Source organism: Pseudomonas abietaniphila (assembly GCF_039697315.1).
Taxonomy (GTDB): Bacteria; Pseudomonadota; Gammaproteobacteria; order Pseudomonadales; family Pseudomonadaceae; genus Aquipseudomonas; species Aquipseudomonas abietaniphila_B.
The window spans coordinates 5,994,767-6,020,345 of the sequence record NZ_CP155619.1; the positions used below are offsets into that span (position 1 = coordinate 5,994,767).

Annotated in this window: 23 protein-coding genes, 1 pseudogene and 1 riboswitch; of the genes and pseudogenes, 6 read left to right on the forward strand and 18 right to left on the reverse strand. The window is 60.3% G+C overall.

Annotated elements, in window-relative coordinates; translation table 11 throughout:
* Positions 1-23 precede the first annotated feature (23 nt).
* Positions 24-872, forward strand: coding sequence for an NAD(+) diphosphatase (gene nudC, locus ABDX87_RS26425; protein ID WP_346830543.1), 849 nt, complete (start codon positions 24-26; stop codon positions 870-872).
* On the opposite strand, the gene ABDX87_RS26430 is transcribed toward nudC, so the two are convergent.
* From ABDX87_RS26430 to ABDX87_RS26460, 7 genes and pseudogenes are all read right to left on the reverse strand, one after another.
* A complete protein-coding gene (locus ABDX87_RS26430) occupies positions 834-1,607 on the reverse strand; it encodes a TSUP family transporter (protein ID WP_346833620.1) in 774 nt (257 codons plus the stop codon). The two genes, nudC and ABDX87_RS26430, sit on opposite strands and share 39 nt — an antisense overlap.
* Before the next feature lie 251 nt (positions 1,608-1,858).
* The gene (locus ABDX87_RS26435) at positions 1,859-2,998 is read right to left on the reverse strand and encodes a Gfo/Idh/MocA family protein (RefSeq protein WP_346830544.1); all 1,140 of its coding nucleotides are present in this window, start codon (positions 2,996-2,998) and stop codon (positions 1,859-1,861) included.
* Between the two features lie 232 nt (positions 2,999-3,230).
* Positions 3,231-4,585 (reverse strand): annotated as a pseudogene (locus ABDX87_RS26440) (IS3 family transposase).
* Between the two features lie 557 nt (positions 4,586-5,142).
* Positions 5,143-5,910, reverse strand: coding sequence for an SDR family oxidoreductase (locus tag ABDX87_RS26445; RefSeq protein ID WP_346830545.1), 768 nt, complete (start codon positions 5,908-5,910; stop codon positions 5,143-5,145).
* Positions 5,911-5,949: 39 nt separating this feature from the next.
* Entirely contained in the window at positions 5,950-7,017 is a 1,068-nt protein-coding gene (locus ABDX87_RS26450; RefSeq protein ID WP_346830546.1) for a phosphotransferase family protein, read from the reverse strand.
* Positions 7,018-7,242: 225 nt separating this feature from the next.
* On the reverse strand, positions 7,243-7,557 hold the full coding sequence (locus ABDX87_RS26455) for an SCP2 sterol-binding domain-containing protein (RefSeq protein WP_346830547.1): 315 nt from the start codon (positions 7,555-7,557) through the stop codon (positions 7,243-7,245).
* A 57-nt stretch (positions 7,558-7,614) separates the two neighbouring features.
* Entirely contained in the window at positions 7,615-8,325 is a 711-nt protein-coding gene (locus tag ABDX87_RS26460; protein ID WP_346830548.1) for a histidine phosphatase family protein, read from the reverse strand.
* Positions 8,326-8,557: 232 nt separating this feature from the next.
* On the opposite strand from ABDX87_RS26460, the gene sohB reads away from it, so the two are divergent.
* The gene (gene sohB, locus ABDX87_RS26465; protein WP_346830549.1) at positions 8,558-9,580 is read left to right on the forward strand and encodes a protease SohB; all 1,023 of its coding nucleotides are present in this window, start codon (positions 8,558-8,560) and stop codon (positions 9,578-9,580) included.
* Between the two features lie 232 nt (positions 9,581-9,812).
* On the opposite strand, the gene ABDX87_RS26470 is transcribed toward sohB, so the two are convergent.
* Positions 9,813-10,307, reverse strand: a complete 495-nt coding sequence (locus ABDX87_RS26470) for a DUF934 domain-containing protein (protein ID WP_346830550.1) — start codon at positions 10,305-10,307, stop codon at positions 9,813-9,815.
* Positions 10,291-11,949 carry a nitrite/sulfite reductase gene (locus tag ABDX87_RS26475; protein ID WP_346830551.1) on the reverse strand — a complete coding sequence of 553 codons (1,659 nt, stop codon included), beginning with the start codon at positions 11,947-11,949 and terminating at the stop codon, positions 10,291-10,293. The genes ABDX87_RS26470 and ABDX87_RS26475 overlap by 17 nt, the downstream gene beginning before the upstream one ends.
* 558 nt (positions 11,950-12,507) lie before the next feature.
* Here ABDX87_RS26475 and ABDX87_RS26480 point away from each other — a divergent pair.
* Positions 12,508-13,596, forward strand: coding sequence for an ABC transporter substrate-binding protein (locus tag ABDX87_RS26480; RefSeq protein WP_346830552.1), 1,089 nt, complete (start codon positions 12,508-12,510; stop codon positions 13,594-13,596).
* Between the two features lies 1 nt (position 13,597).
* Here the strand turns inward: ABDX87_RS26480 and ABDX87_RS26485 are convergent, their stop codons facing one another.
* Positions 13,598-13,840 (reverse strand): DUF2970 domain-containing protein, encoded by a 243-nt coding sequence (locus tag ABDX87_RS26485; protein WP_346830553.1) that lies wholly within the window; start codon positions 13,838-13,840, stop codon positions 13,598-13,600.
* Positions 13,841-13,950: 110 nt separating this feature from the next.
* Positions 13,951-14,646, reverse strand: a complete 696-nt coding sequence (locus tag ABDX87_RS26490; RefSeq protein ID WP_346830554.1) for a pirin family protein — start codon at positions 14,644-14,646, stop codon at positions 13,951-13,953.
* 386 nt (positions 14,647-15,032) lie between these two features.
* Here ABDX87_RS26490 and ABDX87_RS26495 point away from each other — a divergent pair, with 386 nt between their 5' ends.
* Positions 15,033-17,471 (forward strand): UvrD-helicase domain-containing protein, encoded by a 2,439-nt coding sequence (locus ABDX87_RS26495; RefSeq protein WP_431061282.1) that lies wholly within the window; start codon positions 15,033-15,035, stop codon positions 17,469-17,471.
* A gap of 72 nt (positions 17,472-17,543) precedes the next feature.
* On the opposite strand, the gene ABDX87_RS26500 is transcribed toward ABDX87_RS26495, so the two are convergent.
* From ABDX87_RS26500 to ABDX87_RS26525, 6 genes are all read right to left on the reverse strand, one after another.
* Entirely contained in the window at positions 17,544-18,323 is a 780-nt protein-coding gene (locus ABDX87_RS26500; RefSeq protein ID WP_346833621.1) for an ABC transporter ATP-binding protein, read from the reverse strand.
* A gap of 38 nt (positions 18,324-18,361) precedes the next feature.
* The gene (locus ABDX87_RS26505; RefSeq protein ID WP_346830556.1) at positions 18,362-19,384 is read right to left on the reverse strand and encodes a FecCD family ABC transporter permease; all 1,023 of its coding nucleotides are present in this window, start codon (positions 19,382-19,384) and stop codon (positions 18,362-18,364) included.
* Between the two features lie 5 nt (positions 19,385-19,389).
* Positions 19,390-20,403, reverse strand: a complete 1,014-nt coding sequence (locus ABDX87_RS26510; protein ID WP_346830557.1) for an ABC transporter substrate-binding protein — start codon at positions 20,401-20,403, stop codon at positions 19,390-19,392.
* 140 nt (positions 20,404-20,543) lie between these two features.
* A riboswitch (cobalamin riboswitch) is annotated at positions 20,544-20,741 on the reverse strand.
* A 52-nt stretch (positions 20,742-20,793) separates the two neighbouring features.
* Positions 20,794-21,522 (reverse strand): aspartate/glutamate racemase family protein, encoded by a 729-nt coding sequence (locus ABDX87_RS26515; RefSeq protein ID WP_346830558.1) that lies wholly within the window; start codon positions 21,520-21,522, stop codon positions 20,794-20,796.
* A gap of 23 nt (positions 21,523-21,545) precedes the next feature.
* Complete coding sequence (locus ABDX87_RS26520) at positions 21,546-23,054, reverse strand: NCS1 family nucleobase:cation symporter-1 (RefSeq protein ID WP_346830559.1); 1,509 nt, start codon at positions 23,052-23,054, stop codon at positions 21,546-21,548.
* A 207-nt stretch (positions 23,055-23,261) separates the two neighbouring features.
* Entirely contained in the window at positions 23,262-24,257 is a 996-nt protein-coding gene (locus ABDX87_RS26525; RefSeq protein ID WP_346830560.1) for an aldo/keto reductase, read from the reverse strand.
* Positions 24,258-24,486: 229 nt separating this feature from the next.
* On the opposite strand from ABDX87_RS26525, the gene ABDX87_RS26530 reads away from it, so the two are divergent.
* On the forward strand, positions 24,487-25,044 hold the full coding sequence (locus tag ABDX87_RS26530) for an ATP-dependent Clp protease proteolytic subunit (RefSeq protein ID WP_346830561.1): 558 nt from the start codon (positions 24,487-24,489) through the stop codon (positions 25,042-25,044).
* A gap of 55 nt (positions 25,045-25,099) precedes the next feature.
* Positions 25,100-25,264, forward strand: coding sequence for a hypothetical protein (locus tag ABDX87_RS26535; protein ID WP_346830562.1), 165 nt, complete (start codon positions 25,100-25,102; stop codon positions 25,262-25,264).
* A gap of 83 nt (positions 25,265-25,347) precedes the next feature.
* Here ABDX87_RS26535 and ABDX87_RS26540 read toward each other — a convergent pair whose 3' ends face one another.
* Positions 25,348-25,548: a general stress protein gene (locus tag ABDX87_RS26540; RefSeq protein WP_346830563.1), complete on the reverse strand. Its 201-nt coding sequence runs from the start codon at positions 25,546-25,548 to the stop codon at positions 25,348-25,350.
* Positions 25,549-25,579 lie beyond the last annotated feature (31 nt).

A 25,579-nucleotide genomic window follows, 5' to 3' on the forward strand; every position in this document is an offset into this window, starting at 1 on the left:
TCGCTGACTAGAGGAGTGCTTTCATGACACGCCCCAGGCGTTGGACCACCGCTGTGCTGGATACACAGGCGGCAGGCGGGTGGGCCGTGGTCCACAGTGATCAGGGTTTTATGCGGGACGACAACGGGGTGATGTTCCCCCGCGAATGGTTAAAGCGCCAGGAGCTGCCGCTGATCAGCGAACACGGCATTGGGCATTTCGACGGTGAGCCTGTCTACGTGCAGGTTCTCAGGCATCCGGTGGAACTGGAAGGCACGAGTTGGCAGACGTTGCGCCAGTTCATGCTGGCCGACGACGCCGATGTCTTTCAGAAGCTCGGCTATGCCGCGCAGATCAGCACCTGGGCGCGCGAACATCGGTTCTGCGGCAGTTGCGGTCAGCCGATGCAGCAAGTGCCGGGTGAGCGCGCGATGTACTGCAAGGACTGTGACCTGCGTTCGTACCCGAGAATCTCACCGAGCATGATTGTGTTGATCACCCGTGGCGATCAGGTGTTGCTGGCCCGTTCGCCGCGCTTCGTGCCGGGTGTCTACAGCACGCTGGCGGGGTTCGCAGAGCCTGGCGAGTCCGCCGAAGATTGCGTGCGGCGTGAGGTCATGGAAGAGGTGCAGATCAAGGTCAAGAATATCCAGTACAAGGGCAGCCAGTGCTGGCCGTTCCCGCACTCGATGATGCTGGGCTTTCATGCCGAATACGACAGTGGCGAGATAGTGCCGCAGGTGGACGAGATCGAGGACGCGCAATGGTTCAGCATCCATGACATGCCGCCATTACCAGCCAGCCGCTCTATTGCGCGTTACCTGATTGATCTGTATCTGGCCCAGCGCTTTGGCTCAGTGGAACCAGTGCTGCCAGGCCAGGCGGACGGTTAATCCCAGTACGACGGTGATGAAAACAGGGCGGATGAACTTCGCGCCGCCCTGAATGGCCGTTCTGGCGCCCAGAAAAGCGCCGACCATCAGGGCTGAACCCATGCAAAGGCCGATGGCCCAGTCCACGGACCCGTTGATCGCGAATATCGTCAGCGCGGCCGCGTTGCTGACGAAGTTCATGCTTCGCGCCACGCCGCTGGCCTTGACCAGATCGACCGGGTACATCAGCAACGTGCTCACCGTCCAGAACGCACCCGTGCCCGGGCCTGCTACGCCATCGTAAAACCCCAACCCGAGGCCTTGCGGCAGTTGCCATTGGGTCTTGATCGGCGCGTTGCTGTCCAGCGGCGCCTTCGGTGTTCCACCAAACAACAAATAGAGCCCGCAGCCGAATACGATCACCGGGAGCATCTGGTTCAAGAGCTCGGCCGGTAGATAATGCGCGACCACTGCACCGATCAAGGAACCGACCGCAGTGCCGATCAGCCCGCGCTTCCATTGCCCGGGGTGAAACAGCTTGCGCCGATAGAACGTGAACCCTGCAGTCGCCGAGCCGAAGGTCGAGCTGAGCTTGTTGGTGCCCAGCACCAGATGCGGCGGCAGGCCGGCGGTGAGCAGGGCAGGGGTGGTCAATAGACCTCCGCCTCCGGCAATGGCATCGATGAAGCCGGCCACGAAGGCGACGAGGGCGAGTACCACGAGCGTGGTGGGTTCAACGGTCAGTTCAAACGGCATGGACATGGGCTTACTGGGCAGTCAGGCAGAATGGCTGCCCGGAAGCGCGGCATTCTACCTGTAAGCCGAAGCGTATTGCAGAGCGATTCAATCTGTCAGGACGAACACCTTAGCTGTGGGAGCGATTTCATGCGAGAGGCCGGTACATTCGACGCAAATGCATTGACCATCAAACCGATTCGCGAATGAATTCGCGCCCACAGGGGGATGCATTCCCATACCGATTCCGGGGGTTGCGGGCTATCGCGGGTTCAAATATCCGAAACCTTCACCCAGCGCATCTCTTTCGCTGCCACCCGAATGGCGGTTGCCAGGCGCTCTACCTCAAGCGCTTCGGCGAAATCAGGGCCTTCGTTGCCTTGTCCGCACAGCGCCTTAATCAACGCATGCACTTCCAGTGTTTTCAGTTCGTTGTAACCCAGCTGATGCCCGGGCGCGGGGCAGAAGGCGGCATAGCCTGGTTGCGTCGGCCCTGCCAGAATCCGTTGAAACCCATCGCGACCCGGTGCGCCAGCGCGATACAGCCATAACTCGTTCAAGCGTTCCTGATCGAAGGAGAGCGTGCCCTTGGTGCCGCTGATCTCGAAGCTGAGGTGGTTTTTGTAACCATGCTTGAGCCAACTGCTGCCAAACGTGCCGCGCGCACCGTTGGCAAAGCGCAGCAGGGCGTAGGTCTGATCGTCGATGGCAATCGGACGATTTTCCTGACTGCCGAGCGTGGCGGGGCGCTGTGCATGAACGGTCTGGGAGTCTGCGCAGACCGCCTCGATATCACCCAGCAGGTAGCGGGCCATGGCCAGCAAATGACTGCCGAGGTCCGCCAGCGCGCCACCGGCATGGGCCTGTTCGCAGCGCCACGACCAAGGGTGCTGTGGATCGCCCATGAAGTCCTCACTGAACTCGCCCTGAAAGCTCACGATCTCTCCCAGATCGCCGCTCTCGATCATCTGCCGGGCCAGTCCGATCATGGGGTTGTGCTGATAGTTGTAACCGACCCGCGTCACCACACCAGCGGCCTTCGCTGCACGTTGCATTTCTCGCGCCTGTTCGAGGCTGACGGCCAGCGGTTTTTCGCAGTACACGGCTTTCCCCGCCCCGATGGCGGCCATGGCCATCGGGAAGTGCAGGTGATTGGGCGTCGTGATCGCCACCAGTTGCACCGCAGGATCGTTGATCAGCGCCTCCCAACTGGCGTGGCTGCGATCAAACCCCCAGGACCGGGCACACTGCTCGGCGCGCGCGGCATCGGCATCGGCCAGCGCAGCGAGTTTGAGGTTGACCGGGAGCTCGAAGGTGGTACGGGCATTGTGAAAAGCCAGACCGTGCGCCCGGCCCATGAAACCAGTGCCGATCAGGCCGACACCAAGATCCGGAAGAGACGATTCGCGCATAACAGCGTGTCCTTGAAGGAATGTTGTTGTGCGGAAAATGTATTCGTTCGGCGGGCGGGATGGAATCTTTATTCCATCAGAAAAGCCTCACATTGACCTCAGTCTGAGAGGCAGTCAGGGATTGAGTAGGCTTGGAACACCTTTGGGAATTGGGGTGACGCTGATGTTTTGGTTTGTCCTAACGTCCAAACTGTTCCGCCTTCGTGAACTGACCCCCGAAAGTTGGACAAAATTACTGACTCATTACCTGCTTTCGAAATTGCACCGGACTGAGGCCGTTGAGCGTCATGCTGATCCGCTCGTGGTTGTAGTAATGGATGTACTCGTCGAGCCCGGCCTCTAATTGCTCAACGGTGTCGAAGCGCTCAAGGTAAAAAAACTCGCTCTTCAGGGTACCGAAGAAGCGCTACATCACAGCGTTGTCGTAGCAGTTCCCTTTGCGAGACATGCTTTGTTGAAGGCCTATTTGGGCCAGCCGATGCCGGTAGTTGAGCTGACGATACTGCCACCCTTGGTCCGAGTGCAGCAACGGAGTCTGTCCTGGACCCAGTCGTGCCACAGCTTTTTCCAGCATTTTTGACACCAGTTCAAACACCGGCCGCCTGCTGGTCTGGTAAGCCACGATCTCTCGGGTACAAAGATCCAGCACGGGCGACAGGTACAGCTTTTGCCCGTTGACCTTGAACTCGGTGACATCGGTTACCCATTTCTGGTCGGGAAGGTCGGCCTTGAATTGGCGCGCCAACCGATTAGGCGCCGTCTCGCCCTCAGGACCTTTGTAGGAGCGATATTTCTTGATCCTGACCAACGATTTGAGCCCCATCATCTGCATCAACCGCTGTACCGTCTTGTGATTGGCATGTTCGCCTATCTGTCCCAGGACCGCAGTGATACGGCGATAGCCGTAGCGTCCCTTGTGCTCTTCATAAATGCGTCGCACGTGAGCCTTGAGCCCGGCGTATTTATCGCGGGCAACTGCCTTGGCCTGATAGTAGAACGTGCTTCGGGCCAGGCCAGCAGCACGCAACAGCCATTGCATCGAATGCTCATGCCTTAACCCCTGGATTATTTGCGCTTTTTGGCTCGCGCTGCATTCTGCTCCCGGATCAAGGCATCGAGCTTTTTTAAATAGGCATTCTCCGCTCGCAGGTAACCCAGCTCATCGAGCAGTTCCTGACGAGTACGCTCGTCATCGTCAGGGCAGGACTGTAGAGGTGTTTCAGGCGGTTTTTGAGGCATGGCAGGTTCTCTCTCGCGATGCGGTTTCAGCGCATTGATCCCTGCGGCATGATACAGCTTCCTCCATTCCCCGACGCAGTTCTGCCCGCGGATGCCAAAGAGGATGGCGGCTTGCTGGTCCGACAATCCATCCTGATCAATGCGCTGTAAAACATTGAGTTTGAACTGGGCGTCATAGCGGCTGTATTGCTTGGCAAGGCCGGGCAGACCGTGTTGCTGATAGCTGCGCACCCAGCGCTGCAGGATGGAGTGACCGATACCATTTTTGACTGCAACCCCGTTGGTGCTGCTGCCGGCCAGGCATTGTTTAACCAGCTTGAGTTTGAAGGCTGGATTGTACTTCGTCATGACTGTCCCCTCGGTTGGACTGGGTGTCCAACTTTCGGGGGTCAGTTCATGTCAGGCTCCTGGTTTGGCGACTCCTTCGTCGTCGTCCCCTCACTCCGGCGACGCTCCGTGGGCCCGCGCCGAACGGACATCCATGTCCTGACGGCGCTCTCGCGGCATCCATGCCGCTCGACCCACTCCGCGCCGCCTGCGTTCAGCCTGCACCCAAGTCGCGTTTTGTGGTGTCTGGCCTGCTGCGGCATGAAGATCAAAAGCCACAGCGCGCTGTGCGCTGTTTAGACTCAACACCTCAATCTTTGAATACACATAAACCCTGTGGGAGTCAGCTTGCTGACGAATGCGGTGTGCCGTTCACCTTTGATGAAACTGGTTGACTCCCATCGCGAGCGAGCTGATTGTTCCCACGCTCCGCGTGGTAGCACATTCAAGGACGCTCCGCGTCATCTGTGATGTCGCGTATGCTGTCAGGCTCTGCGACCCTCAAGAAACGAACTGATACCACGGGTTTGAGACCATAGAATTTTCCTCAGTCGACCGTCGGTGTTATCGATTCATGTTCAGGACAAGAACCCACCATCCACATTCAGCGCCACGCCGGTTGTGTAGCTCGACGCATCGCTGGCGAGGTACAACACGGTGCCTGCCATTTCACTCGGCGCCGCCACGCGCTTGAGCGGAATCTGCTGCAGCGCGGTATTGAGGATTTTCTCGTTGCTGACGAGCGCCGAGGCGAATTTGGTGTCGGTCAGGCCTGGCAGCAGCGCGTTGCAGCGAATACCGAACTGCGCGCACTCCTTGGCGAAGACCTTGGTCATGTTGATCACGGCCGCCTTGGTCACCGAGTAAATGCCCTGGAATGCACCCGGTGATACGCCATTGATCGACGCCACGTTGATGATGCTGCCGCCGCCGTGCTCGCGCATCAGCTTGCCCGCTTCGACCGACATGAAGAAATAACCACGGATGTTGACGTCGACGGTTTTCTGGAAAGCGCCGAGGTCGGTATCGAGGACGTTGCAGAACTGCGGGTTGGTGGCGGCGTTATTCACCAGAATGTCCAGCCGGCCAAACTCTTCACGAATGCGCGCGAAGACGCCGCCGATCTGTTCCATTTCGCCAATGTGGCAGGCAATTGCCGTGGCCTTTCCGCCGTCGGCAATGATCGCGTCGGCCACATGCTGGCAACCTTCGATCTTGCGGCTGGAGACGATCACATGGGCGCCTTGCTGGGCGAGCAGTTTGGCGATGGCCTCACCGATGCCGCGGCTGGCGCCGGAAACGAAGGCGATCTTGCCGTCGAGGTCGAACAGTTGGGTCTTGGACATGTTGTCTTCCTTATCGTGTCGCAATCTGGGAGTGTCGTGTCAGAGGCTGGAGCGGTCGATCACTTGCAGCGCCATGCGTTCCAGCAGCGTATTCATGTGAATGAACTGCGCGAAACGTTTGTCCTGAGTCTGGCCGTGGAAAAAGCGATAGTAGATCTGCTGCACGATGCCCGCCAGGCGAAACAAACCGTAGGTGTAATAGAAGTCGAAGTTGTCGATGCGGATGCCCGAACGTTCGGCGTAGTAGGCAACGAACTGCTCACGGGTCAGCATACCCGGCGCATGGCTGGGCTGACGGCGCATCAATTGCACCGGCGCCGGGTCGTCGGCCTGTATCCAGTACGCGAGGCTGTTGCCAAGATCCATCAACGGATCGCCCAAGGTGGTCAGTTCCCAGTCGAGCACCCCAATGATCTGCATCGGGTTGTCAGGGTCGAGGATCACGTTGTCGAAGCGATAGTCGTTGTGCACGAGGCTGGAGTGCGGATGGTCCTCAGGTTTTTTCTCGTCCAGCCAGCGCGCGACTTTCTCCCAACTGGGCGCATCCGGCGTGCGGGCCTTTTCGTAGCGCTCGGTCCAGCCCCGAATCTGCCGTTCGACATAACCCTGTGGCTTGCCCAGATCGCCCAGACCGCATGCGGTGTAGTCGACTTGATGCAGTTCCACCAGTTTGTCGATGAAACTTTTGCACAGGGCTTCGGTTTGCGTGGCATCAAGATTCAGTTCGGCAGGCAGCTCAGCGCGCAGGATGATGCCCTTGACCCGCTCCATGACATAGAACTCGGCGCCGATCACCGATTCGTCGGTGCAGTGCACGTAGGCCTTGGGGCAATAAGGAAAGGCGTCCTTGAGCTGATTCAGAATCCGGTATTCACGGCCCATGTCGTGGGCGCTTTTTGCCTTGTGCCCGAACGGCGGGCGGCGCAGGACGAACTCCTGTTCCGGGTACTTGAGCAGGTAAGTGAGGTTGGAGGCCCCGCCCGGAAACTGACTGATGTGGGCGGTGCCGCTCAGGCCTGGAATATGGGTTTTCAGGTAGGGATCGATCCGCGCTGCGTCGAGCTCTTCGCCGGATCGAACCTGGGTGGACTGGTCGGTTAGCGCCATGCTTATCCCTGCTGGTTATTTTGGATGGCCAGGATCATTGGCTAATCTAATGCGCGCCCGACGCCTTGAACAAGCAATCCATGGCCTTATTGGCGAGCGTGTTACAGGTCGATCAGCCGTTTTGATCAACGGTGGACGAAAACCATCGAGCAAAAAAAACCGAAGCCGCAAAGCTTCGGTTTTGAAGGCGAACGCGCGGTTCGCAGTGGAACGCGCGTCACTGCCTTACGATGGGAACAGGTCGCTCAGTTTCATTGCCAGCATCATGTCGCCTTCGGCGCGCAGCTTGCCGGCCATGAACGCCTGCATGCCGTCGGTCTCGCCGCTGACGATGCCTTCCAGTGTTTCGCCGTCCATCACCAGCGTGACTTGTGCGTCAGGGTTTTCGCCTTCCTGCAGCTCGCAGGTCTTGTCCTTCACGATCAGGGAGAAGTTTTTTGTTTCGTCGATACGAAAACCGAACACCAAGTCCAGGCCCGCAGCGGCTTCAGGGTTGAACTTGGCTTTCATCGCTTGTACGGCATCGGCTACGGAGGTCATGGTGTCATCCTTTTATATGAGTGATTGCAGGCACCTTGCGGGTGCGATTGGCCGGGCTCAGCGGTAGGTGATGAGCTCCGGCGCCTTCAACAGTTGCAAGTGCGCGTGACTGTTGAAGGAAGCCAGGGACACCTCGCGACCACGGAACTTCAAGTGGTTGAGCGAGGTGTTGACGATTTGCCAGTTGAGTTCGAACGCCTGGGGTGCAGGCATTTGGGTGATCAGGTGGAGCAGGGCGGTAATGGTGCCGCCGGACGTGAACACAGCGATGCGATCGCCGGGGCCTGCGCTGTCGAGGATCCTCTCGAGACCCGACTGGACCCGTGCGACGAAGGCCAGCCAGCTTTGCAGCGCGGGAGTGTCGTGTTGGCCGCCGAGCCAGCGCCCGATGATCAGGGCGAACAGGCGCTGGAACTCCGCGCGGTTGTGGGCGGCGTTACGCATGACCTCAAGGGCTTCGGGTTCTTCCGGCAGCATTGCGGGCAGCAGCGCACGAATCACCGCTTCGGCGTCGAATTCATTGAACGCGTTGTCGGTCTCCAGGATAGGGGTTTTCAGGCCGGCGGCGTCCAGTTGGGCCATCGCGGTTTCGGCGGTATGGCGTTGACGATACAGACTGCCGGAAATGCATCGATCGAACGTCAGTTCAAGCTGCGCCAGGTGCGCACCGAGCACTTCAGCCTGGCGAAAGCCGGTGGGCGACAGAACGTCGTAATCGTCTGCACCAAAGGAGGCCTGGCCATGTCTTATCAGATAGATGCTGCCCACGTCCGCGTCATCCCGGTACGCTGAAAGTGATGGGAGGTTATGAGGAGGGTGCAGGGTCTGTCAATAAAAAAACATACGCTTGTTTGAATTGTCCGATTGTCATGTCCTCAGGCCGTCAGGCGCTGGCTCCACGCGGGGCGCGCCGGTATGCTGGGCCCATTCGCGATTCTGTACACGACGTGGGTCAATGAAGGTTGACTCAGGTCTCAGGCATGTAGGCAAAGGAGCTTCTGTGGAGTTTATGTTCGATTACGCCAGCTTTCTGGCAAAAACCGTCACGGTGGTCATCGCGATCGTCGTGGTGCTGGTGGTCATTGCATCCATGCGCGGCCGGGGTCGTCGCGGCGCTGGCGGTCAGCTGCATGTGACCAAGCTCAATGACTTCTACAAGGGTCTGCGTGATCGTCTGGAAGGCTCGCTGCTGGACAAGGCGCGGCTCAAGGCGCTGCGCAAGTCCCAGGCCAAAGACCTGAAAAAAGAAAAGAAGCAGGCCGACGTCAAGCCGCGCGTCTACGTGCTGGATTTTGACGGTGACATCAAGGCGTCCGCCACCGAAAGCATGCGCCACGAGATCACTGCGGTGCTGAGCCTGGCCACCGAGAAGGACGAAGTGGTGCTGCGCCTTGAAAGCGGCGGCGGCATGGTCCACAGCTATGGTCTGGCATCGTCGCAACTGGCGCGGATTCGTCAGGCCGGTATTCCGTTGACGATCTGCATCGACAAGGTGGCCGCCAGCGGCGGGTACATGATGGCGTGCATCGGCAACCGCATCATCAGCGCGCCGTTCGCCGTGCTGGGTTCCATTGGCGTGGTGGCACAGTTGCCGAACGTCAACCGGTTGTTGAAAAAGCACGACATCGATTTTGAAGTGCTGACCGCGGGTGAATACAAACGCACGCTCACCGTGTTCGGCGAAAACACCGAGAAGGGCCGCGAGAAGTTTCAGCAGGACCTGGACATCACCCACGAGCTGTTCAAGAACTTTGTCGCCAGCTACCGCCCGCAGCTGCAGATCGATGAAGTCGCTACCGGCGAGGTCTGGCTGGGTATGGCCGCGAAGGACAAACAGTTGGTTGATGAGCTGAAAACAAGCGATGAGTATTTGTCCGAGAAGGCGAAAACCGCCGAGGTGTTCCACTTGCACTACGCCGAGCGCAAAAGCTTGCAGGAGCGTGTGGGGCTGGCGGCCAGCGGTTCGGTTGACCGTCTGGTGACCGGCTGGTGGAGCAAGCTGACGCAGCAGCGGTTCTGGTAACGCGAACTCCGTTTCTGTAGGAGCGTGGCTTGTCCCGCGATCGGTTGCGCAGCAGCCGTAATAGCTGCAAAGTTGGCAGTCACTGATACACCGCATTTACTTTATTTACTGCCGCTTGCGGCAGATCGCGGGACAAGCCACGCTCCTACATGAAGTGTTCATTGATTCAAATGAAAAAGCCCCGGCTTCTCACGAAACCGGGGCTTTTTGTTGCTTGCTGATCAGCGTCGGGTCAACGACGACGGAACAGCGGCAGTGGCTCGTCGGTCGCCGCCTGATAGGTGACCGAGAAGTCCCGAAGGCTTTGCAGCGCTTCGTATGGGTCTTTGTCGGCACGAATCGCGAAGGCGTCGAAACCGCAGCGATGCAGGTAGAACAACTGGTCGCGCAAGACGTCGCCAATGGCGCGCAGCTCGCCTTTGAAACCATAGCGGTCACGCAGCAGACGGGCGTTGGAGTAGCTGCGGCCGTCGGTGAACGCCGGGAAGTTCAGGGCAATGACCTGGAACTGGCTGGCGTCGTCGCCGATTTCCTCAGCTTCTTCATCGCTGTCCAGCCAGACACCCAGACCGCCATCGCGTGCTTTGAGTGCGTGACCGTGTTCGCGCCACAGAGACAGCGGCACGATCAGGTCGTCGCAGTTGGACAGGCTATCGAACTCGGTGTCCTTGGGCAGCAGGTGCCAGGTTTCGTCGATGACTTCGTTGTTCTTAATGATTCGCTGCATAGACGCGCTCCTTGAAAGGCTCGATGCCGATACGCTGGTAGGTGTCGATGAAGCGTTCGTCTTCGTTACGTTTTTCGACGTACACGTTGATCAGCTTCTCGATCACATCCGGCATAGCGTCCTGTGCGAACGACGGGCCAAGGATCTTACCCAGGCTTGCATCCCGGCTGGCGCTGCCGCCCAGGGAAACCTGGTAGAACTCTTCACCTTTCTTGTCCACGCCCAGAATGCCGATATGGCCGACGTGGTGGTGGCCGCAGGCGTTCATGCAGCCGGAAATGTTCAGGTCCAGTTCGCCGATGTCGAATAGGTAATCCAGGTCGTCGAAACGGCGCTGGATGGATTCGGCGATCGGGATCGACTTGGCGTTGGCCAGCGAGCAGAAATCACCGCCAGGGCAGCAGATGATGTCGGTCAGCAAACCGATGTTCGGGGTCGCGAAACCTTGCTCACGCAGCTCGCCCCACATCGTGAACAGCTGGCTTTGCTCGACGTCGGCCAGAATGATGTTCTGCTCGTGAGAAGTGCGCAGCTGACCAAAACTGTAGCGGTCGGCCAGGTCGGCGATGCCGTCCAGTTGCTTGTCGGTGACGTCGCCCGGTGCTACACCGGTCGGCTTCAGTGACAGGGTCACGGCCGCGTAGCCCGGCTTCTTGTGCGCCAGGACGTTACGCGAACGCCAGCGGGCGAAGCCTGGGTGCTCTTTGTCCAGTTGAGCCAGCTCTGCGCTGTAATCCGCCAGTGCCTTGTACTCAGGGTCGACGAAGTGCTTGGCGACCCGGTGAACTTCGGCCTCGGTCAGCGTCGTCTGGCCACCGCGCAGGTGGGCCATTTCCGCTTCGACTTTCTCGGCGAAGACTTCAGGCGTGAGCGCTTTGACCAGAATCTTGATCCGGGCCTTGTACTTGTTGTCGCGACGACCGTAGCGGTTGTACACGCGCAGGATCGCGTCGAGGTAGCTCAACAGGTCCTGCCACGGCAGGAACTCATTGATGAACGCGCCAACGACCGGCGTACGGCCCAGACCGCCGCCGACCAGTACACGGAAGCCCAGCTCGCCTGCGGCGTTTTTCACCGGCTCAAGGCCAATGTCATGGACTTCGATGGCGGCACGGTCAGAAGTGGAACCGTTGATCGCGATCTTGAACTTGCGTGGCAGGTAGGCGAATTCCGGGTGGAAGGTCGTCCACTGACGCACGATCTCGCACCATGGGCGCGGGTCAACCAGCTCATCGGCAGCGACGCCGGCAAACTGGTCCGTGGTGACGTTGCGCAGGCAGTTACCGCTGGTCTGGATGGCGTGCATCTGCACGGTGGCCAGTTCAGCGAGAATATCGGGAATGTCTTCCAGCGCCGGCCAGTTGAACTGCACGTTCTGGCGGGTACTGATGTGTGCGTAGCCCTTGTCGTAGTCGCGGGCGATTTTGGCCAGCATGCGGGTCTGGCGCGAGGTCAGCTGGCCGTAGGGCACAGCGACGCGCAGCATTGGCGCGAAGCGCTGGATATAAAGGCCGTTTTGCAGGCGAAGCGGGCGGAACTCTTCTTCACTGAGCTCGCCGGCCAGATAGCGGCGGGTCTGGTCGCGGAACTGCTTGACGCGGTCCTCGATGATCCGCTGATCGTACTCGTCGTATACGTACATGGTGGTCCTGTTCTCAGGCGGTTCACTGCTGCTTAGACGGCCGGAAACAGGCGATGCGTTGTCGCGAAAGTCTCAGGCCGCTGAACAAATCTGCGCGCACGGTCGCGCACTCCTGACGGAGCCGGGGGAGGTTACCAGTTTGCGAATATGCGCAAAAGTGATGTTTGAATATATGCAAAGAACCAAAAGTGATAAGCATCACGTCGGCTGCTCATAACCCCACTTGTGATAAGGACACGCCTCGACTTTACTCTGCTCAAGGCCGGGGTCAACCGTCCCGGGCCTGCTTCATCTGCAATCACCAATAAGACTGACAAGAGGCGATGCAATGAGTAACCACCACCCTAAAGTTGCCAAGTCCGACAGCCACGTGGATGCCTGGGCGATCTTTTTCATCATCATTCTCGTTGTGGGGGCCGCTGTTTTCTGGGTCAGCCACCAATAGCGCAAGCACCGCGTCTCCACGTTGGGTACGCCTTACCCGACGGCGGCCGATAGGGTATAAGCGGGCCTGATACGGGTCGGTTGTGTACTTATGGGTGGTGAGGCTTGGTGTCCATGATCAGGTTTTTCAGTGGCTGCCTCATTCTTGTCGTGGGTGGGCTGTGGTTCAGCGGTGCGTGGGCAGCTTCGGTGGTGTTCCTCAACCCCGGATCGGCGCCGGATCCGTATTGGTCCAGCTATTCGCGCTTCATGCAGGCGGCGGCCGACCGCTTGGGCATGAATCTGCAGATCTACTACACCGACCGTGACACGCGCACGCTGCTGACACTCGCCCGCAAGACGCTGCAAGGCAGCGATCGGCCGGACTATCTGGTGTTCTCCAACGAGCTGAACGTTGCGCCGGAGGTGCTGCGCCTGTCGGTCGGCAGCGGGGTCAAGCTGCTCGCGGTCAACAACACCTTCACGGCGGATCAACTGAGCATCCTCGGCGATTTGCGCAGTCGCTACCCGGACTTCCTGGGCAGCGTCGTGGCCAACGACGAAGAGGGCGGCTACCTGATCGCCAGGCGGCTGATCCAATCGCGAGCGCCCGTGCTTCCCGGACAGACCCTCGAGATGCTCGCGTTTTCCGGCACCAACAGCACACCGGTTTCCCTGCAACGGGAAAAAGGCCTGTACCGGGCCTTGGCCGAAAATCCCCAGGTCCGACTTCGGCAGATCGTTCTGGGTGGCTGGCGCCGCGACCGCGCTTACGAGCAGGCGCAGGTGCTGCTCAAGCGTTACCCCAATGTGAGTCTGGTCTGGGCGGCCAGCGACTTGATGGCGTTCGGGGTGATGGACGCCCTGCGCGAGGCGGGCAAACAACCGGGCAAAGACGTGCTGGTCGGCACGATCAATGATTCGACCGCCGCGTTGCAGGCGCTGCTGGAAGGGCGTTTGAGCGTGGTTGCCGGTGGACACTTCACATTGGGTGGCTGGGCGCTGGTTTTGTTGCATGACTACGACAAGGCCGATCAAGAGACCCGTAAGCCCATCGGCACCTGGCGGGTAAGCGCGATGCAGATCAGGGAACGCAGCGACAGTCTCAGCTTCATGCAGGCCAACAGCCGAGACGACTACGGCATTGATGTCCGCCAGTTCACTGAAGGACGCAGCCCGAAAGGCGTCGCTTACCCGTTCGTGCGGGTCGGTGCTGCGGACTGAGTCACGGCACGGCAAAGTGCAGGACCAGTTGCACAATGCCCATCAACGCCAGCGCCAAGATCGCCGTGAAGGCAACGCCCATGATCACGAAGTGCGACGGTTTGCCATGGGTGAAGTCCCGGGCGCGATTCTTGTGGCTCTGCACGCCAAAGGCGGCGGCCATGACGCTGTGCAGCATCTGCCAGAAGGTCGGGGGCTTTTGATCGTCCGGGCATTGGGGTGAATCATCGGATGGCTTGTCCATGGGCCTGCTCAAAAAGAGGAATGGCCCAGTGAAGAATAGACGTCATCTCAATAAAAAAGCCCCGGCGTCTCACGAAACCGGGGCTTTCCGTTTACAGCATCAGCGCGCTGTTACGCGACATCCACCAGAACGATCTCGCTGTCTTCGATGGCGGTAACCCGCAATACCCGCTCATCTTCAACCGCCACGCCGTCCCGCGCTTCGGCACGCAGACCGTTGACCTCGATGATCCCGGTTGCAGGCACCAGGTATGCCCGGCGACCTTCGTCCAGCGTGTATTCAGCCGTTTCACCGGCTTTCAGGTTGGCCGCGACCAAGCGGGCATTGGCCCGGATGCGGAGTTCGATGTCGTCGTCCGCTTTACCGCTGGCCAAGGTCACGAAACCTTCGCGGTTGCCTTTCGGGAACGGTTTGGCGCCCCAGGAAGGTGGAGCACCGACTTCGTCCGGCATGATCCAGATCTGGAAAATGCGCGTCTCTTTCGACTCCAGGTTGTATTCGCTGTGGGCCACGCCGGTCCCGGCGCTCATCACTTGCACGTCGCCTGCTTCTGTGCGGCCACGGTTACCCAGGCTGTCCTCGTGAGTGATCGCGCCTTCACGGACGTAAGTGATGATCTCCATGTCGCGGTGCGGGTGGCGTGGGAAGCCCGTGCCGGCCTGGATCACATCATCGTTCCACACCCGCAGTTGGCCCCAGCTCATGCGTGCCGGATCGTAGTAGTTGGCGAACGAGAAGTGGTGATGAGCGTTCAGCCATCCGTGGTCGGCGCCGCCAAGGGATTTGAAAGGTCGAAGTTGCAGCATGATCAGTTCCTCCATTAGCAGGGCCGGCCTAAGCAGCAGCGCCGCTGGTGATGACTCTTCAGTCGATGGAGCAATCATCTATCAATCATGTATCGATAAAAAGCGTAAGTTTTGCGTCATTATAATCGAAATATTAAATATGTCATAACGGCCTTTTATGCCTCTTTACCTGCACTTGATCGGCTAACTCCATGACCGCAAAGCATTTCGCTGGAGCTCGCGGGCGAATGGGGCGACCATAGGCGCCTTCCCGTTCAACGCTGATAGATGGAGCCCGCGTGTCGCACGATTTTCCAGCCGAGCCGCCCCACGAGCTAACCGCTGACTTGCCCCCCGACCTGACGGCGCCCGAGCGCTTGCCATTCTTCAAGCGGCTGCTGGCGCGGATGATCGGCCGAGGGTTGTCGCGCATGCAGGCCCAGCACGTTCCGTCCTGGAGACAGGGGCATGCAGACGGCTTTCTCAATGGTCACGCCGAGGGCATGGACGAGGGTTACGCCGAGGGTCGTCTGGACGGCATCGAAGAAGGGCGCCGGGTGTTGGTGATCCGCGACACACGTCCTGGGGAACACCGCGGGCCGAGGGTCGACGACCATCTGTTCGATGACTGGCGCCTGCCGCTGACCAACGAGCTGAAAAAGCGCATCAAGGCCGATGTGGCGCAAAAGCTCCCGTCCCATGCCCAGCCAACCGCCGCCCAGTGGAAGATGATTTTCAGTGATACGCCCTCGACCTATGTCATCGCCGGCGCCGGCGCGGGTAAATCGACATCGCTGGTCTTGCGTGTGCTGCTGCTCAATCACTATTTAGGTTTCGAACTGGACTCGATGACCGTGGTGACCTTCACCCGTGAGTCGCGCAAGGACTTCATCAACAAGCTCATCGAGATCATGGGGCTCTGGGGGCACGACCTGTCGCTGCGCCAGGCTCGAGCGGTGGTGCGCACCTTCCACTCGCGCATTCTGCCGCTGGTGCGCAGCTTGCCGGGCTTCGAGCAGCTTCAGGCCTTCGAAAACCTCAGCAGTCAGAATGCCAATCTGTCGGGTGGTGACCTGTTCGGCAACACACTGCTGGACGATGGCGCGGACAGCAACCCCTTCGACCTGCGCATCAACGATGCCCAGCGCCAGCAGATGAACCTCTGCTATCGGGACCTGTACGCCGCCAATCCGCGCTTTCGTGAAGTGATGGCGCCGCTGTATCGGCATTCATTGCAACTGAAGGAACTGGATCGCGATCATCCGGATGTGCAAAAGCGCATCACCGTCATGGGGCTGTCGTCCAAGCGCGATGAAGAACTGTGCGACGTCATCGAGGACCTGTGGATTCGCGCTGGCGCCTGGCCGATTCAGGGCGTCGAGCCGATGCGTCAGACGGTCGAAGTCAGCGGCTTGACCTTTCACGTACACGGCTATGCCGCCGAACTGGACGCCTGGATCGTGCTCGGTTTCGACCCGAGCGAAGACCAGCACCTGCGCCGCCCGGACGCCAAGCTGCCGGTCTGGGCCGAGTGGGTCATCAAACGCACGCTGTTTCAGGCGTTCTGCCGCAAGCCGGTGATCTGGCTCGAGAACTACGAGGCGTCGCGCGGCATGATGCAGTCGCTGTCGGGGGCGGCGGTCGCCGGGCCGGGCTTCGATTACAAGGTCAAAGGTGAACTGAGCGCTGCGCCGTTGCTGGACTGCTTTGTGGCCGCCGCCGGTTTCACCGAAAACCTGGGGCTGGATGTCCCTGATGCCGTGTCGCAGATGAGCTTCTCGGATCAGGACCCGGACCGGTTCTTCTTTGAGGCCTTGAGCCTGTTCTGGAAGGCGTTCGAGGACCATCTGCTGGAGCAGACCCCGCCGGTCATGACCTACAACCGGATGTTCTCGCTGTTTGGTGAAAATTCCCCGGAGAATCTCAAGCTGGTCAACGACGAGGGCTTGCGTCCGCTGTCGCACCTGATGATCGATGAGTTCCAGGACGTCTCGCCGCAAATCGTCTCGTGGATCCGCGCCAGCCTGAGGGAAATCCGCAGCCGTGGCCCAGCGTTGCATGTGGGCCGAGGCGCGCAGCGCTCATCGCTCTTGTGCGTCGGAGACGACTGGCAGTCAATTTACGGCTGGCGTGGCAGCTCGCCGAAATTCTTCATGGAGTTCCCCAAGGAGTTCCCGTCGCCAAGCACCACCAAAGTCATGCTCAGCGACAACTTCCGCAGCCACCAGCACATCATCGACGCGGCCGAACACATCGTGCGCGCTGCACCGGCGATCAGCGGCAAGAAGGCCCGAGCCAGCGGGCCGGTGCAGGAGCTGCTGCCGGTCAACGTGTTCGATCGCGATGACGATCAATTGGTGGCGAGTCTGATCGAGCATTACAACGCGGGTCACTCGGTGCTGCTGCTGTACCGCAAGGGGAGCGAGCGCAGCAAGTTGCCGGAGGCACTGCAATCGGTGATGAATACCGATTATGCGTTGCCGCCCGGCGAGCGGCGCCTTAAGCAACTGACGTATCACAGCTCCAAGGGTTTGCAGGCTGACGCGGTGTTCCTGCTCGGCGACTGCCAGCACCTGACCCAGTCACCGTACAAGAATCAGGTCTACCAGATGGCCGGGCTGGGCAAGGAGGGCGACCTTGAAGCCTTCGACAACGCGCAGAAGGACGAGGTGTTGCGCCTGGCGTATGTCGCGATCACCCGGGCGGTGCGTCATTGCTACTGGTTCATCGACGCGGCGGGCAACGACGACGCGGCCGTGCCAAAAGCATCTTCGCGGATTGCCGGGGACAAAGCCTTCTTCGAAGACCGACGAGGGGCCATGCGCAGCGATGAGGCCACCGTGTAGCCACGCGGTTTGTCGGCGGTGCAGCGGTGGCGGTCGTGAGACCGCCATCGCGCGGGCGGCCCGATTGGGGAGTTAGGGAGCGCAGTCTGAGACCGTGCGCAGGCGCAACAGCTTCGCGCCGTCGACCGGATCGGTCAGCCAATGCCCCGTGACGCCGAACGTCGTGTACAGGCGTTCCGGCGTCAGCACCTCGAAGGGTGAACCCAAGGCCACCAGACGCCCTCCGTCAAGGACCGCCAGACGGTCGCAGTCCAGCGCCTGATTGAGGTCATGAAGGGCGATGACAGTGGTGACGGGTAATTGATGAACCCGCCCGAGGATCGACAACTGTTGCTGGATATCCAAGTGATTGGTCGGTTCGTCCAGCAGTAAAATCTGTGGCCGTTGCGCCAGCGCCCGGGCGATATGCGCCCGTTGCCGTTCGCCTCCCGAGAGCGAATGCCATGCGCGGTGTTTCAAGTGCTCCAGGTTCACGTCGGCCATGGCTTGATCAACGATGTGCCGGTCGACATCGGTCCAGGGGGCGAGCGCTGACAGCCAGGGCGTCCGACCCAGTTCCACGGCCTGCTGCAACGTCAGGTGGTCGCTGGTTTGCGCGTGCTGTTCGACCACCGCCAGGCATTGTGCGATGTCCCTTCGGCGCAGGGTCGACAGGGATTTGCCCCGCAATAGCACGTCGCCCTGGGTCGGCGTTTTCAGCCCGGCCAGCAGCTTGAGCAGGGTCGATTTGCCAGATCCGTTGGGGCCGATGACACCGAGGTTTTCACCCGGCTGAATCGCCAGGCTGACGCCCTTGAGCAGTTGAGCGCCTTTGACCGCGTAGCTCACGTTGACTGCATTGAGCAGAGGCATACCCCCACGGCTGGCCGCGTGAATCGGGTTGGCAGCGTTCATCGGAGGCGGCTCCCACGGATCAAGATCAGGGCAAACACCGGGGCACCGACCAGTGCGGTGATCACGCCGATGGGCAGTACTTGTCCCTTGATCACGGTGCGGGACAGTGCGTCAGCGGCGATCATGAACAGTGCGCCGCTCAGCGCACTGAGCGGCAGCAAACGGGCATGGCGCACGCCCGCGATCATGCGAACGGCGTGCGGGACGACCAGCCCGACAAACCCGATCGAACCGACGATGGACACCATGACCGCGGTAATCAGTGCAGTGGTCGCGATGAGCGTGGCCTGAACCCGGCGCACGGGGATCCCCAGTGACGCCGCCGAGTCGGCGCCAAAGGTGAACGCATCCAGTGAGCGGCGATGCCACAGACAGACCGCCAGCCCGAGCAACACCACGGGCACCGCCAGGCTCACCGACGACCAGCGCACGCCGCTGAGGTTGCCGAGCAGCCAGAACATGATGCCGCGCGCCTGCTCGGCGTTGGCTGAGCGGGTGATCAGAAAGGACGTGAGGGCGTTGAATAACTGTGAGCCGGCGATCCCCGCCAGAATGATCTGGCCGGCCGCCGTCTCGCCGCGAGAGGCGCGGGCAAGCAAGGCCACCAGGGCAAAGGCGGCAATCGCGCCGACAAAGGCGCCGGTCGACAGGGAGACTGCCCCGGCGCCCAGACCGATGACCGCCACTAGGACGGCCCCTGTGGAGGCGCCCGCCGATATGCCCAGCAGATAAGGGTCGGCCAGCGGGTTGCGCAGCAGCGACTGCAAGACGACGCCGGAAATTGCCAGCCCCGCACCACAAGCCGCCGCGACAATGGCGCGGGTCAGGCGGTAGTTCCAGACAATGCCTTCGTCGATGAGGTCCACCCGGTAACCGGCCGCCCACAGCTTGTTCGCCAACACCTGAGCGATGACAGGCAGGCTGATCGACGTCTCGCCGATCGCAACGCCCGCCATGATTGCCAGCGCCAGTACGGCGCTGACCCACAGGCCGTGGCCCAGCCATCGACACACACTCATGCGGTTCATGGCGCAGAGGTGGCGCTTTGAACGGCAGCGCCGAGCTGCTCGATACCGTCGAACAGCCTCACGCTGGATTCCATTGCGCTGGCGTCCATGATCACGATGCGATTGTGCTTCACCGCGTCCATGTTGCGCGTCACCGGATCGGATTTGAGAAACGCCAGTTTCTTTTCATGATCGTCGGCCGGGAAGCGCCGGCGGTCCATGCGAGCGATCACCAGAATCGTCGGATTGGCCTTGGCGATGGTTTCCCAGCCAACGGTGGGCCACTCTTCATCGGAATCGATGACATTGCGCATGCCCAGCGTGTCGAGCATGAAATTGGGGATGCCCTTGCGGCCGGCGACAAAAGGGTCAGTGTCGAGGTCAGGGCTGGAAAACCAGAACACCGCCGAAACGTCGTGGCTGCCATGGTTTTTCGCCTGTTCAACGGCCTTGGCCAGACGCGCCTGATAGCCGGCGATCAGCTGTTGTCCGCGATCCTGTACGTAGAAGATCAGCGCCAGTTGAGCCAGGGTCTTGTACAGCGTCTCGACGTTGAAGGCCGCCAGGCGCGTGCCGTCCGCGCCCACCCGGTTGTTCTTGCCCTCACAGTCGGACGGCAGGATGTAGGTCGGGATGTTCAGGTCGTGAAACTGTTGCCGGGTACCGACTGCGCCTTGAGGTCCGACCATCCATTCGAACTGAACCGGGACGAAATCCGGGCGTTTGCCAACCACCGACTCGAAGCTGGGTGCGTTGTCGGCCAGGCGATCAATCGTATTGTTGGCGTCCTTGAATTGAGGCAGTACGTCGTTGAACCACAACGACGTGCCGATCACCTGTTGGCTGAGCCCCAGTGCGTAAAGCATTTCCGTTGCGGCCTGGCCGATGGTCACGGTTTTTTGCGGTGCCTGGGCGAATGTCAGCGGTACGCCGCAGTTGTCGACCGTCAGCGGGTAATGCGTTGACTCAGCGAGGAGCGGGCTAGACAGCGTCAGACTGGCGAGCAACAACCAAAGGCGGCGCAGCGACATGAGCGGGGATCTCCAGTAAACCTGTTGGCCGAAAGGGCAGGCACTGGAAAGCACATCCCGGCTCGCCGCTGAAAAGACAGGGCAAGTGCAGATCGCGAAAAAGACGCGCACGGGTGTCCTTCCCGGACACCCCGCCGGTGAATGATTGACGCTTGCCGGCAGGTCTCCTGACTGGCGCGTCCTCGCCCGGCTTCAGCCTTCCCGGTTTGACCCAGTGGCATTCTTGAAGCAGGGCTCAGCGCCTACAGTTGCGGGGACAGTTCCGTTTGAGCCTGGCAGAGCAGGGCCCGTGGATTCCCTATTAATTCCGAGTGGAAACCGGCGGCGGGGATACTAAACGATTCGCTGGCATGAGGCGAATGCACCGCCGGTCTATCGCTCACCGACGCTTCAATTCTGCAGACGAAACGGCCAGCCAACGACGCTCTTCGGCCGCGGCGTGGCGTAGGTGCGGACCTTCGAGGTCTTGAGGCCCAGACGTACCAGCGATTCGGCCAGTGCCACGGCCGCTGTCACGCCATCAACCACCGGAACACCGGCGCGGTCGCGAATCATCTGATCAAGGCCGGCCATTCCTCCGCAGCCCAGGCAGATCACTTCCGCTTTATCTCGGGTGACGGCTTCAACGGCCTGCTCGGCGATGGCTTCCAGCGCGCGGTCCGGTTTTTCCTCCAGTTCCAGCACGCTCATGCCGCTGGCGCGCACCGAGGCGCAACGCTCGTAGACGCCCGCCAGTTTCAGCCGGTCCTCGATCAACGGCACCGCCCGATCCAGCGTGGTCACCACCGAGTACTTGTGGCCCAACAGCATCGCCAGGCTTGCGGCCGCCTCGGTAATGTCCACCACGGGTACTTCCAGCAGCTCCTGCAGACCTTCGCGGCCGTGCTCGCCATAGCCAGCCTGAATCACCGCATCGTAGGGTTCGTCGTAGGACAGTACCCGGTCCATCACCGCGATGGCCGCCAGGTAGCTTTCGAAGTTGCCTTCCACCGACTCCGCACCGAAGCGCGGGGTCAGCCCGATGATTTCCGTGCCGGGAGACGCAACGCTGCGGGCCTGCTCGGCGATGGTCTGGGTCATCGATTCGGTGGTGTTCACGTTGACGATCAAAATACGCATGGGGGGACGACTCTCGCTTGCGATCAATGCTGGGTGCTTTGCACGGCAATGGCCTGGCCACTGACGTCTTTGAATGTGTTGCGCCGGTCGGCCAGCAACAGGTAAAGCGCCGCGCCAATGGCAGCGCCCATCAGCCAGGAAAACGGCGACACCGAATCGAAGGCCGGGACCAGCGCGGTAATCGTGGAAATGATTGCCGCCGGGATAAACGCCCAGACGGCACGCAGGTTGACCCCGCGCGAGTAGTGGTAGGCGCCGGCCGGATCTTCGGTGTAAAGCTGTGGCACGTTAACCCGTCCTTTGCGCAGCAGCCAATAATCGGCGGTGATCACGCCGTACAACGGGCCGAGCAGGGCGCCCAGGCCCGACAGGAAATACACAATCACCAGCGGGCTGTTGTAGAGGTTCCACGGCAGGATCAGCACCGCCACCGTTGCGCTGAGCATCCCGGCTCGGCGGAAGGTCAGGTAGCGTGGCGCCAGACTGCTGAGCACGAAGGCGGGTGCAACAAAGTTGGCCATGATGTTCACCGCCACGGTGACGATGAGAAACGCCAGGCAACCCAACACCAGGAAAAAGGTGCTCGGAATGCTCTTGATGATGTCCGTCGGGCTCTGGATGATCTGGCCGTTGATGGAGAACTGGGCGCCGCAGAGGATCACGGTGATGAACGCGAACAACAGCACGTTGACGGGCAGCCCCCAAAAATTGCCTTTGCGAATGGTTTTCTTGCAGGGGGCCGAGCGCGAGAAATCGCAGAAGTTAAGGATCAGCGTGCCGTAAATCGCCAGCCACAACGCGCTGCCCGCGAAGATACTGCGCCACATCTGAGCGCCTTCCAGTGGCGTTTTCGTTGACCAGGCGATCTGACCGTTGGCCTGGGTGAACATCCAGATGGCGAGGCTGGCGACGGTGAGCAGGATCACGGGACCGGCGAAGGCTTCATAACGGCGAACCATCTCCATGCCGTACGCAAGAATCACGAATTGCACGGCCCAGATGCTGACAAAGCACAGCCAGCCCAGGGTTGAAAGGCCGAGCCAGGCATCGTGATCGTAGTCGGCGAGCGCCGGGTCCAGGGCAGTGAGCAGAACCCTTAGGACGACAGAGGCCAGGTAAGTCTGAATGCCGAACCACGCGATGGCGATCACCGCGCGGATCAGCGCAGGAATGCGTGCGCCGAATATGCCGAAGCTGATCCGGCTGACTACGGGGAAAGGTACGCCGGTCTTCTGGCCCATGTCGCCGGTCAGGTTCATGCAGAGGTACACCAACGCTGCGCCGATGGCCAGAGACAGCATGATCTGCCAGCCACCAAGGCCCAATGCATAGAGGCCAATGGCGAACGAGTAATTGGCGAGATTGTGTACATCATTGGTCCACAGGGCAAAGATACTGTATCCACCCCATGTTCGGCCTTCAGTCTTGCTGGGCGCAAGATCAGGGTTGTACAGACGGGGACTGAGCGCCGGATGATCGACGGTCGCGGCCTGTGTGGCAAGGGCTGAATCCAGGGTGTTGTCTACTGGCATGTTCAACAATCTCCGGCGCTATTTGTATTTGTTTTTGTATACAGTGCGCAGGCAAGACTATCGGAAATGACAGATGAGTCAACGAGAAGGTTGCAGAAGGGGCAGGCACTGCCTTGAACGGTCACGTGATTCAGGGGCCGTCCAGAGGACGCAAGAGGCAGGCTTGCCTTCCACGGCCTCTGGCCAGCATCAACCGCCCGATTGCATTCAGGGTTTAGCGGGCACCGGCGCTTGTGCGGCGATGAACCCCTGATCCCGCATCGCTTGCCAGAAGCCATCCGGCACCGGGGCGTGAAGCGCGGTGACGTCTTCGATGAGGCGTGAAGGCCGGCTGGCACCGGGAATCACGGCAGCAACCAGCGGGTTGGCGAGCACGAATTGCAACGCCGCCGATTTGATATCGACCTGGTACTGCCGGGCGATTTCCTGAATGTGCGCGACCTTGTCGAGCATCGCTTGCGGCGCCTCCTGATACTCGAAATGCTTGCCGCCCACCAACACGCCGGAACTGTAGGGGCCGCCGATGACGAATTCGGCGTTGTGCTCACGGGCTTTGGCAAACAGACGCTGCAAAGGCTGGTCGTGGTCCAGCAACGAATAGCGCCCGGCCAGCAGGAAGCCGTCAGGCTGCGCTTCGGTGAGGTCCAGGGTCAGTTCGCAGGGTTCGACCCGGTTCACGCCCAGTCCCCAGGCCTTGATCACGCCTTCTTCGCGCAAACGCGTGAGGGTGCGGAAGGCGCCTTTGCGAGCAATGTTGAAATGCTCGATCCATTCGTCGCCGTGAGCGTCCTGCGCCACGTCATGCACGAACACGATGTCCAGCCGGTCGGTGTTCAGCCGTTCGAGACTGGCCGCAATAGAGCGCAGGGTGGCATCGGCCGAATAGTCGGTCACGATCTTGTTTTTCAACCCGTCGCTGAATGGGCCGCTGCGCGCGTCCGGGTCCAGTTCGTCGGAGATCAGCCGACCAATTTTCGTGCTGAGGGTGTACTGGTCGCGCGGCAGGTGCGCCAGTGCCTTGCCCAGTCGCTGTTCGGACAAGCCAGCCCCGTAGATCGGTGCGGTGTCGAAATAGCGAATGCCCTGGTCCCAGGCAGCGTGCACGGTGGCAGCCGCCTCATCTTCGCTGATGTCGCGAAACATGTTGCCCAGTGGCGCGGCGCCAAAGCCGAGGCGGCCGATGATCTTGTCGTGCAGACTCATTGAGGTGTCCTGTCTGGCGTCATGGAGGTCCGGGTGTACGCTGTGCAGCGAGCGCCCGGTGTTGTTTACTGATCGTTGATTGAAGCAGGAGTTCTGGCGGACAGCGGCTGATGCGGTGGAATCCATCGAACGCCGGTTTGCACCCTGGGACGCACCATGCAACTTTTCCCGGCGGTGGGGCTTCCAACGTTTCAGGCCGCAGCGATTATCCGGAATGGGAGGGCAGTAGATGAGCGAGCACATCATCCATTTCCATTGTGGGGTCGATCAGACCAGCACCGAGCATTTCCGCGATCGTTGCCTGGAGGCCCTTGGCAAGGGCGCGACCGGCCTGTTGTTGAACCTGTCCACCGCCGGCGGTAGTACGGCGCTGGGGTTCACGATCTATAACTTTCTGAAGTCTCTTAAGGTGCCGATCCGCGCGCTGAACAGCGGCAATATCGAATCCATGGGCATCGTCATCTACCTTGCCGCCGAGGAGCGCATCGCCTGCCCGCATTCGCGATTCCTGATTCACCCGATGACCTGGTACTTCAGCCAGAGCTCCGTCGATCATTCACGCATGCGCGAATACCTGCGCAGTCTCGACAACGACCTGCAGCGTTACGTGAACATTTACCTGAGCGAAACCGAGGGCGCAGCGCACCCGCTGGACATCGGTCGATGCCTGTCGGCGGAGGAGAAGGTCATTCGTGCCGAGGACTCGCTGGGCTGTGGGATTGCCCATCGTGTCGAGCAACTGCAATTTCCCGAGGACGCGGTCCACTGGACCGTCAGCGGAAGCTAAGCTGAACCTGTTGAACCGGGTCGTGACTGACCCACCTGAACATGAGGAACCTGCCATGCATACCCATTCACCGAAAGACCCGGACACAGCGCCTCAACGTGCCATTCATCCGGCGGAAGAGGGAGTAGAGGTGGACGTTGATAACGATCCGGGCAATGAAGACCCTGGGTCGCAGTTTGACCGAGACGCCACGGTGCCGTTGATCGATCCGGACGCGTGAGGGAGGAAAACAGCGGTAAGCCGATACTGGAAACAAAAGAGCGAGAGCTCTCGCCCTCGCTCGGTTCTCTGATCAGCAGCTAATCAGGATTTGCGGCCTGCGCCACCTTGTGGCATCGAGCCACCTTTTTTGCTCGCGTCATCGCGTTTCACGTCTGACGTTTTTTGACGGTCGTCTGCGACATTGCTGCCACCTGAAGCCTGGCCGCCTTTTTTGCCTGCGTCGGAGGCTTTCTGGCGATCGTTGGCGAAGTTGCCAGGGTTCGATTTTCCGGTGTTAGCCATGATTACGTACCTCTTGTTATGAGAAGGGCGA

Excerpts from the sequence above, each read along its gene's own strand:
- ABDX87_RS26480 (WP_346830552.1), top strand. The coding sequence starts at position 12,508 with ATGATCAGGTTTTTCAGTGGCTGCCTCATTCTTGTCGTGGGTGGGCTG.
- ABDX87_RS26470 (WP_346830550.1), bottom strand. The coding sequence starts at position 10,307 with ATGCAGCGAATCATTAAGAACAACGAAGTCATCGACGAAACCTGGCAC.
- nudC (WP_346830543.1), top strand. The coding sequence starts at position 24 with ATGACACGCCCCAGGCGTTGGACCACCGCTGTGCTGGATACACAGGCG.
- ABDX87_RS26530 (WP_346830561.1), top strand. The coding sequence starts at position 24,487 with ATGAGCGAGCACATCATCCATTTCCATTGTGGGGTCGATCAGACCAGC.
- ABDX87_RS26535 (WP_346830562.1), top strand. The coding sequence starts at position 25,100 with ATGCATACCCATTCACCGAAAGACCCGGACACAGCGCCTCAACGTGCC.
- ABDX87_RS26505 (WP_346830556.1), bottom strand. The coding sequence starts at position 19,384 with ATGAGTGTGTGTCGATGGCTGGGCCACGGCCTGTGGGTCAGCGCCGTA.
- ABDX87_RS26435 (WP_346830544.1), bottom strand. The coding sequence starts at position 2,998 with ATGCGCGAATCGTCTCTTCCGGATCTTGGTGTCGGCCTGATCGGCACT.
- ABDX87_RS26510 (WP_346830557.1), bottom strand. The coding sequence starts at position 20,403 with ATGTCGCTGCGCCGCCTTTGGTTGTTGCTCGCCAGTCTGACGCTGTCT.
- ABDX87_RS26525 (WP_346830560.1), bottom strand. The coding sequence starts at position 24,257 with ATGAGTCTGCACGACAAGATCATCGGCCGCCTCGGCTTTGGCGCCGCG.
- ABDX87_RS26455 (WP_346830547.1), bottom strand. The coding sequence starts at position 7,557 with ATGACCTCCGTAGCCGATGCCGTACAAGCGATGAAAGCCAAGTTCAAC.
- ABDX87_RS26485 (WP_346830553.1), bottom strand. The coding sequence starts at position 13,840 with ATGGACAAGCCATCCGATGATTCACCCCAATGCCCGGACGATCAAAAG.
- ABDX87_RS26500 (WP_346833621.1), bottom strand. The coding sequence starts at position 18,323 with ATGCCTCTGCTCAATGCAGTCAACGTGAGCTACGCGGTCAAAGGCGCT.
- ABDX87_RS26445 (WP_346830545.1), bottom strand. The coding sequence starts at position 5,910 with ATGTCCAAGACCCAACTGTTCGACCTCGACGGCAAGATCGCCTTCGTT.
- ABDX87_RS26475 (WP_346830551.1), bottom strand. The coding sequence starts at position 11,949 with ATGTACGTATACGACGAGTACGATCAGCGGATCATCGAGGACCGCGTC.
- ABDX87_RS26450 (WP_346830546.1), bottom strand. The coding sequence starts at position 7,017 with ATGGCGCTAACCGACCAGTCCACCCAGGTTCGATCCGGCGAAGAGCTC.
- ABDX87_RS26490 (WP_346830554.1), bottom strand. The coding sequence starts at position 14,646 with ATGCTGCAACTTCGACCTTTCAAATCCCTTGGCGGCGCCGACCACGGA.
- ABDX87_RS26495 (WP_431061282.1), top strand. The coding sequence starts at position 15,033 with ATGATCGGCCGAGGGTTGTCGCGCATGCAGGCCCAGCACGTTCCGTCC.
- ABDX87_RS26520 (WP_346830559.1), bottom strand. The coding sequence starts at position 23,054 with ATGCCAGTAGACAACACCCTGGATTCAGCCCTTGCCACACAGGCCGCG.
- ABDX87_RS26430 (WP_346833620.1), bottom strand. The coding sequence starts at position 1,607 with ATGCCGTTTGAACTGACCGTTGAACCCACCACGCTCGTGGTACTCGCC.
- ABDX87_RS26540 (WP_346830563.1), bottom strand. The coding sequence starts at position 25,548 with ATGGCTAACACCGGAAAATCGAACCCTGGCAACTTCGCCAACGATCGC.
- ABDX87_RS26515 (WP_346830558.1), bottom strand. The coding sequence starts at position 21,522 with ATGCGTATTTTGATCGTCAACGTGAACACCACCGAATCGATGACCCAG.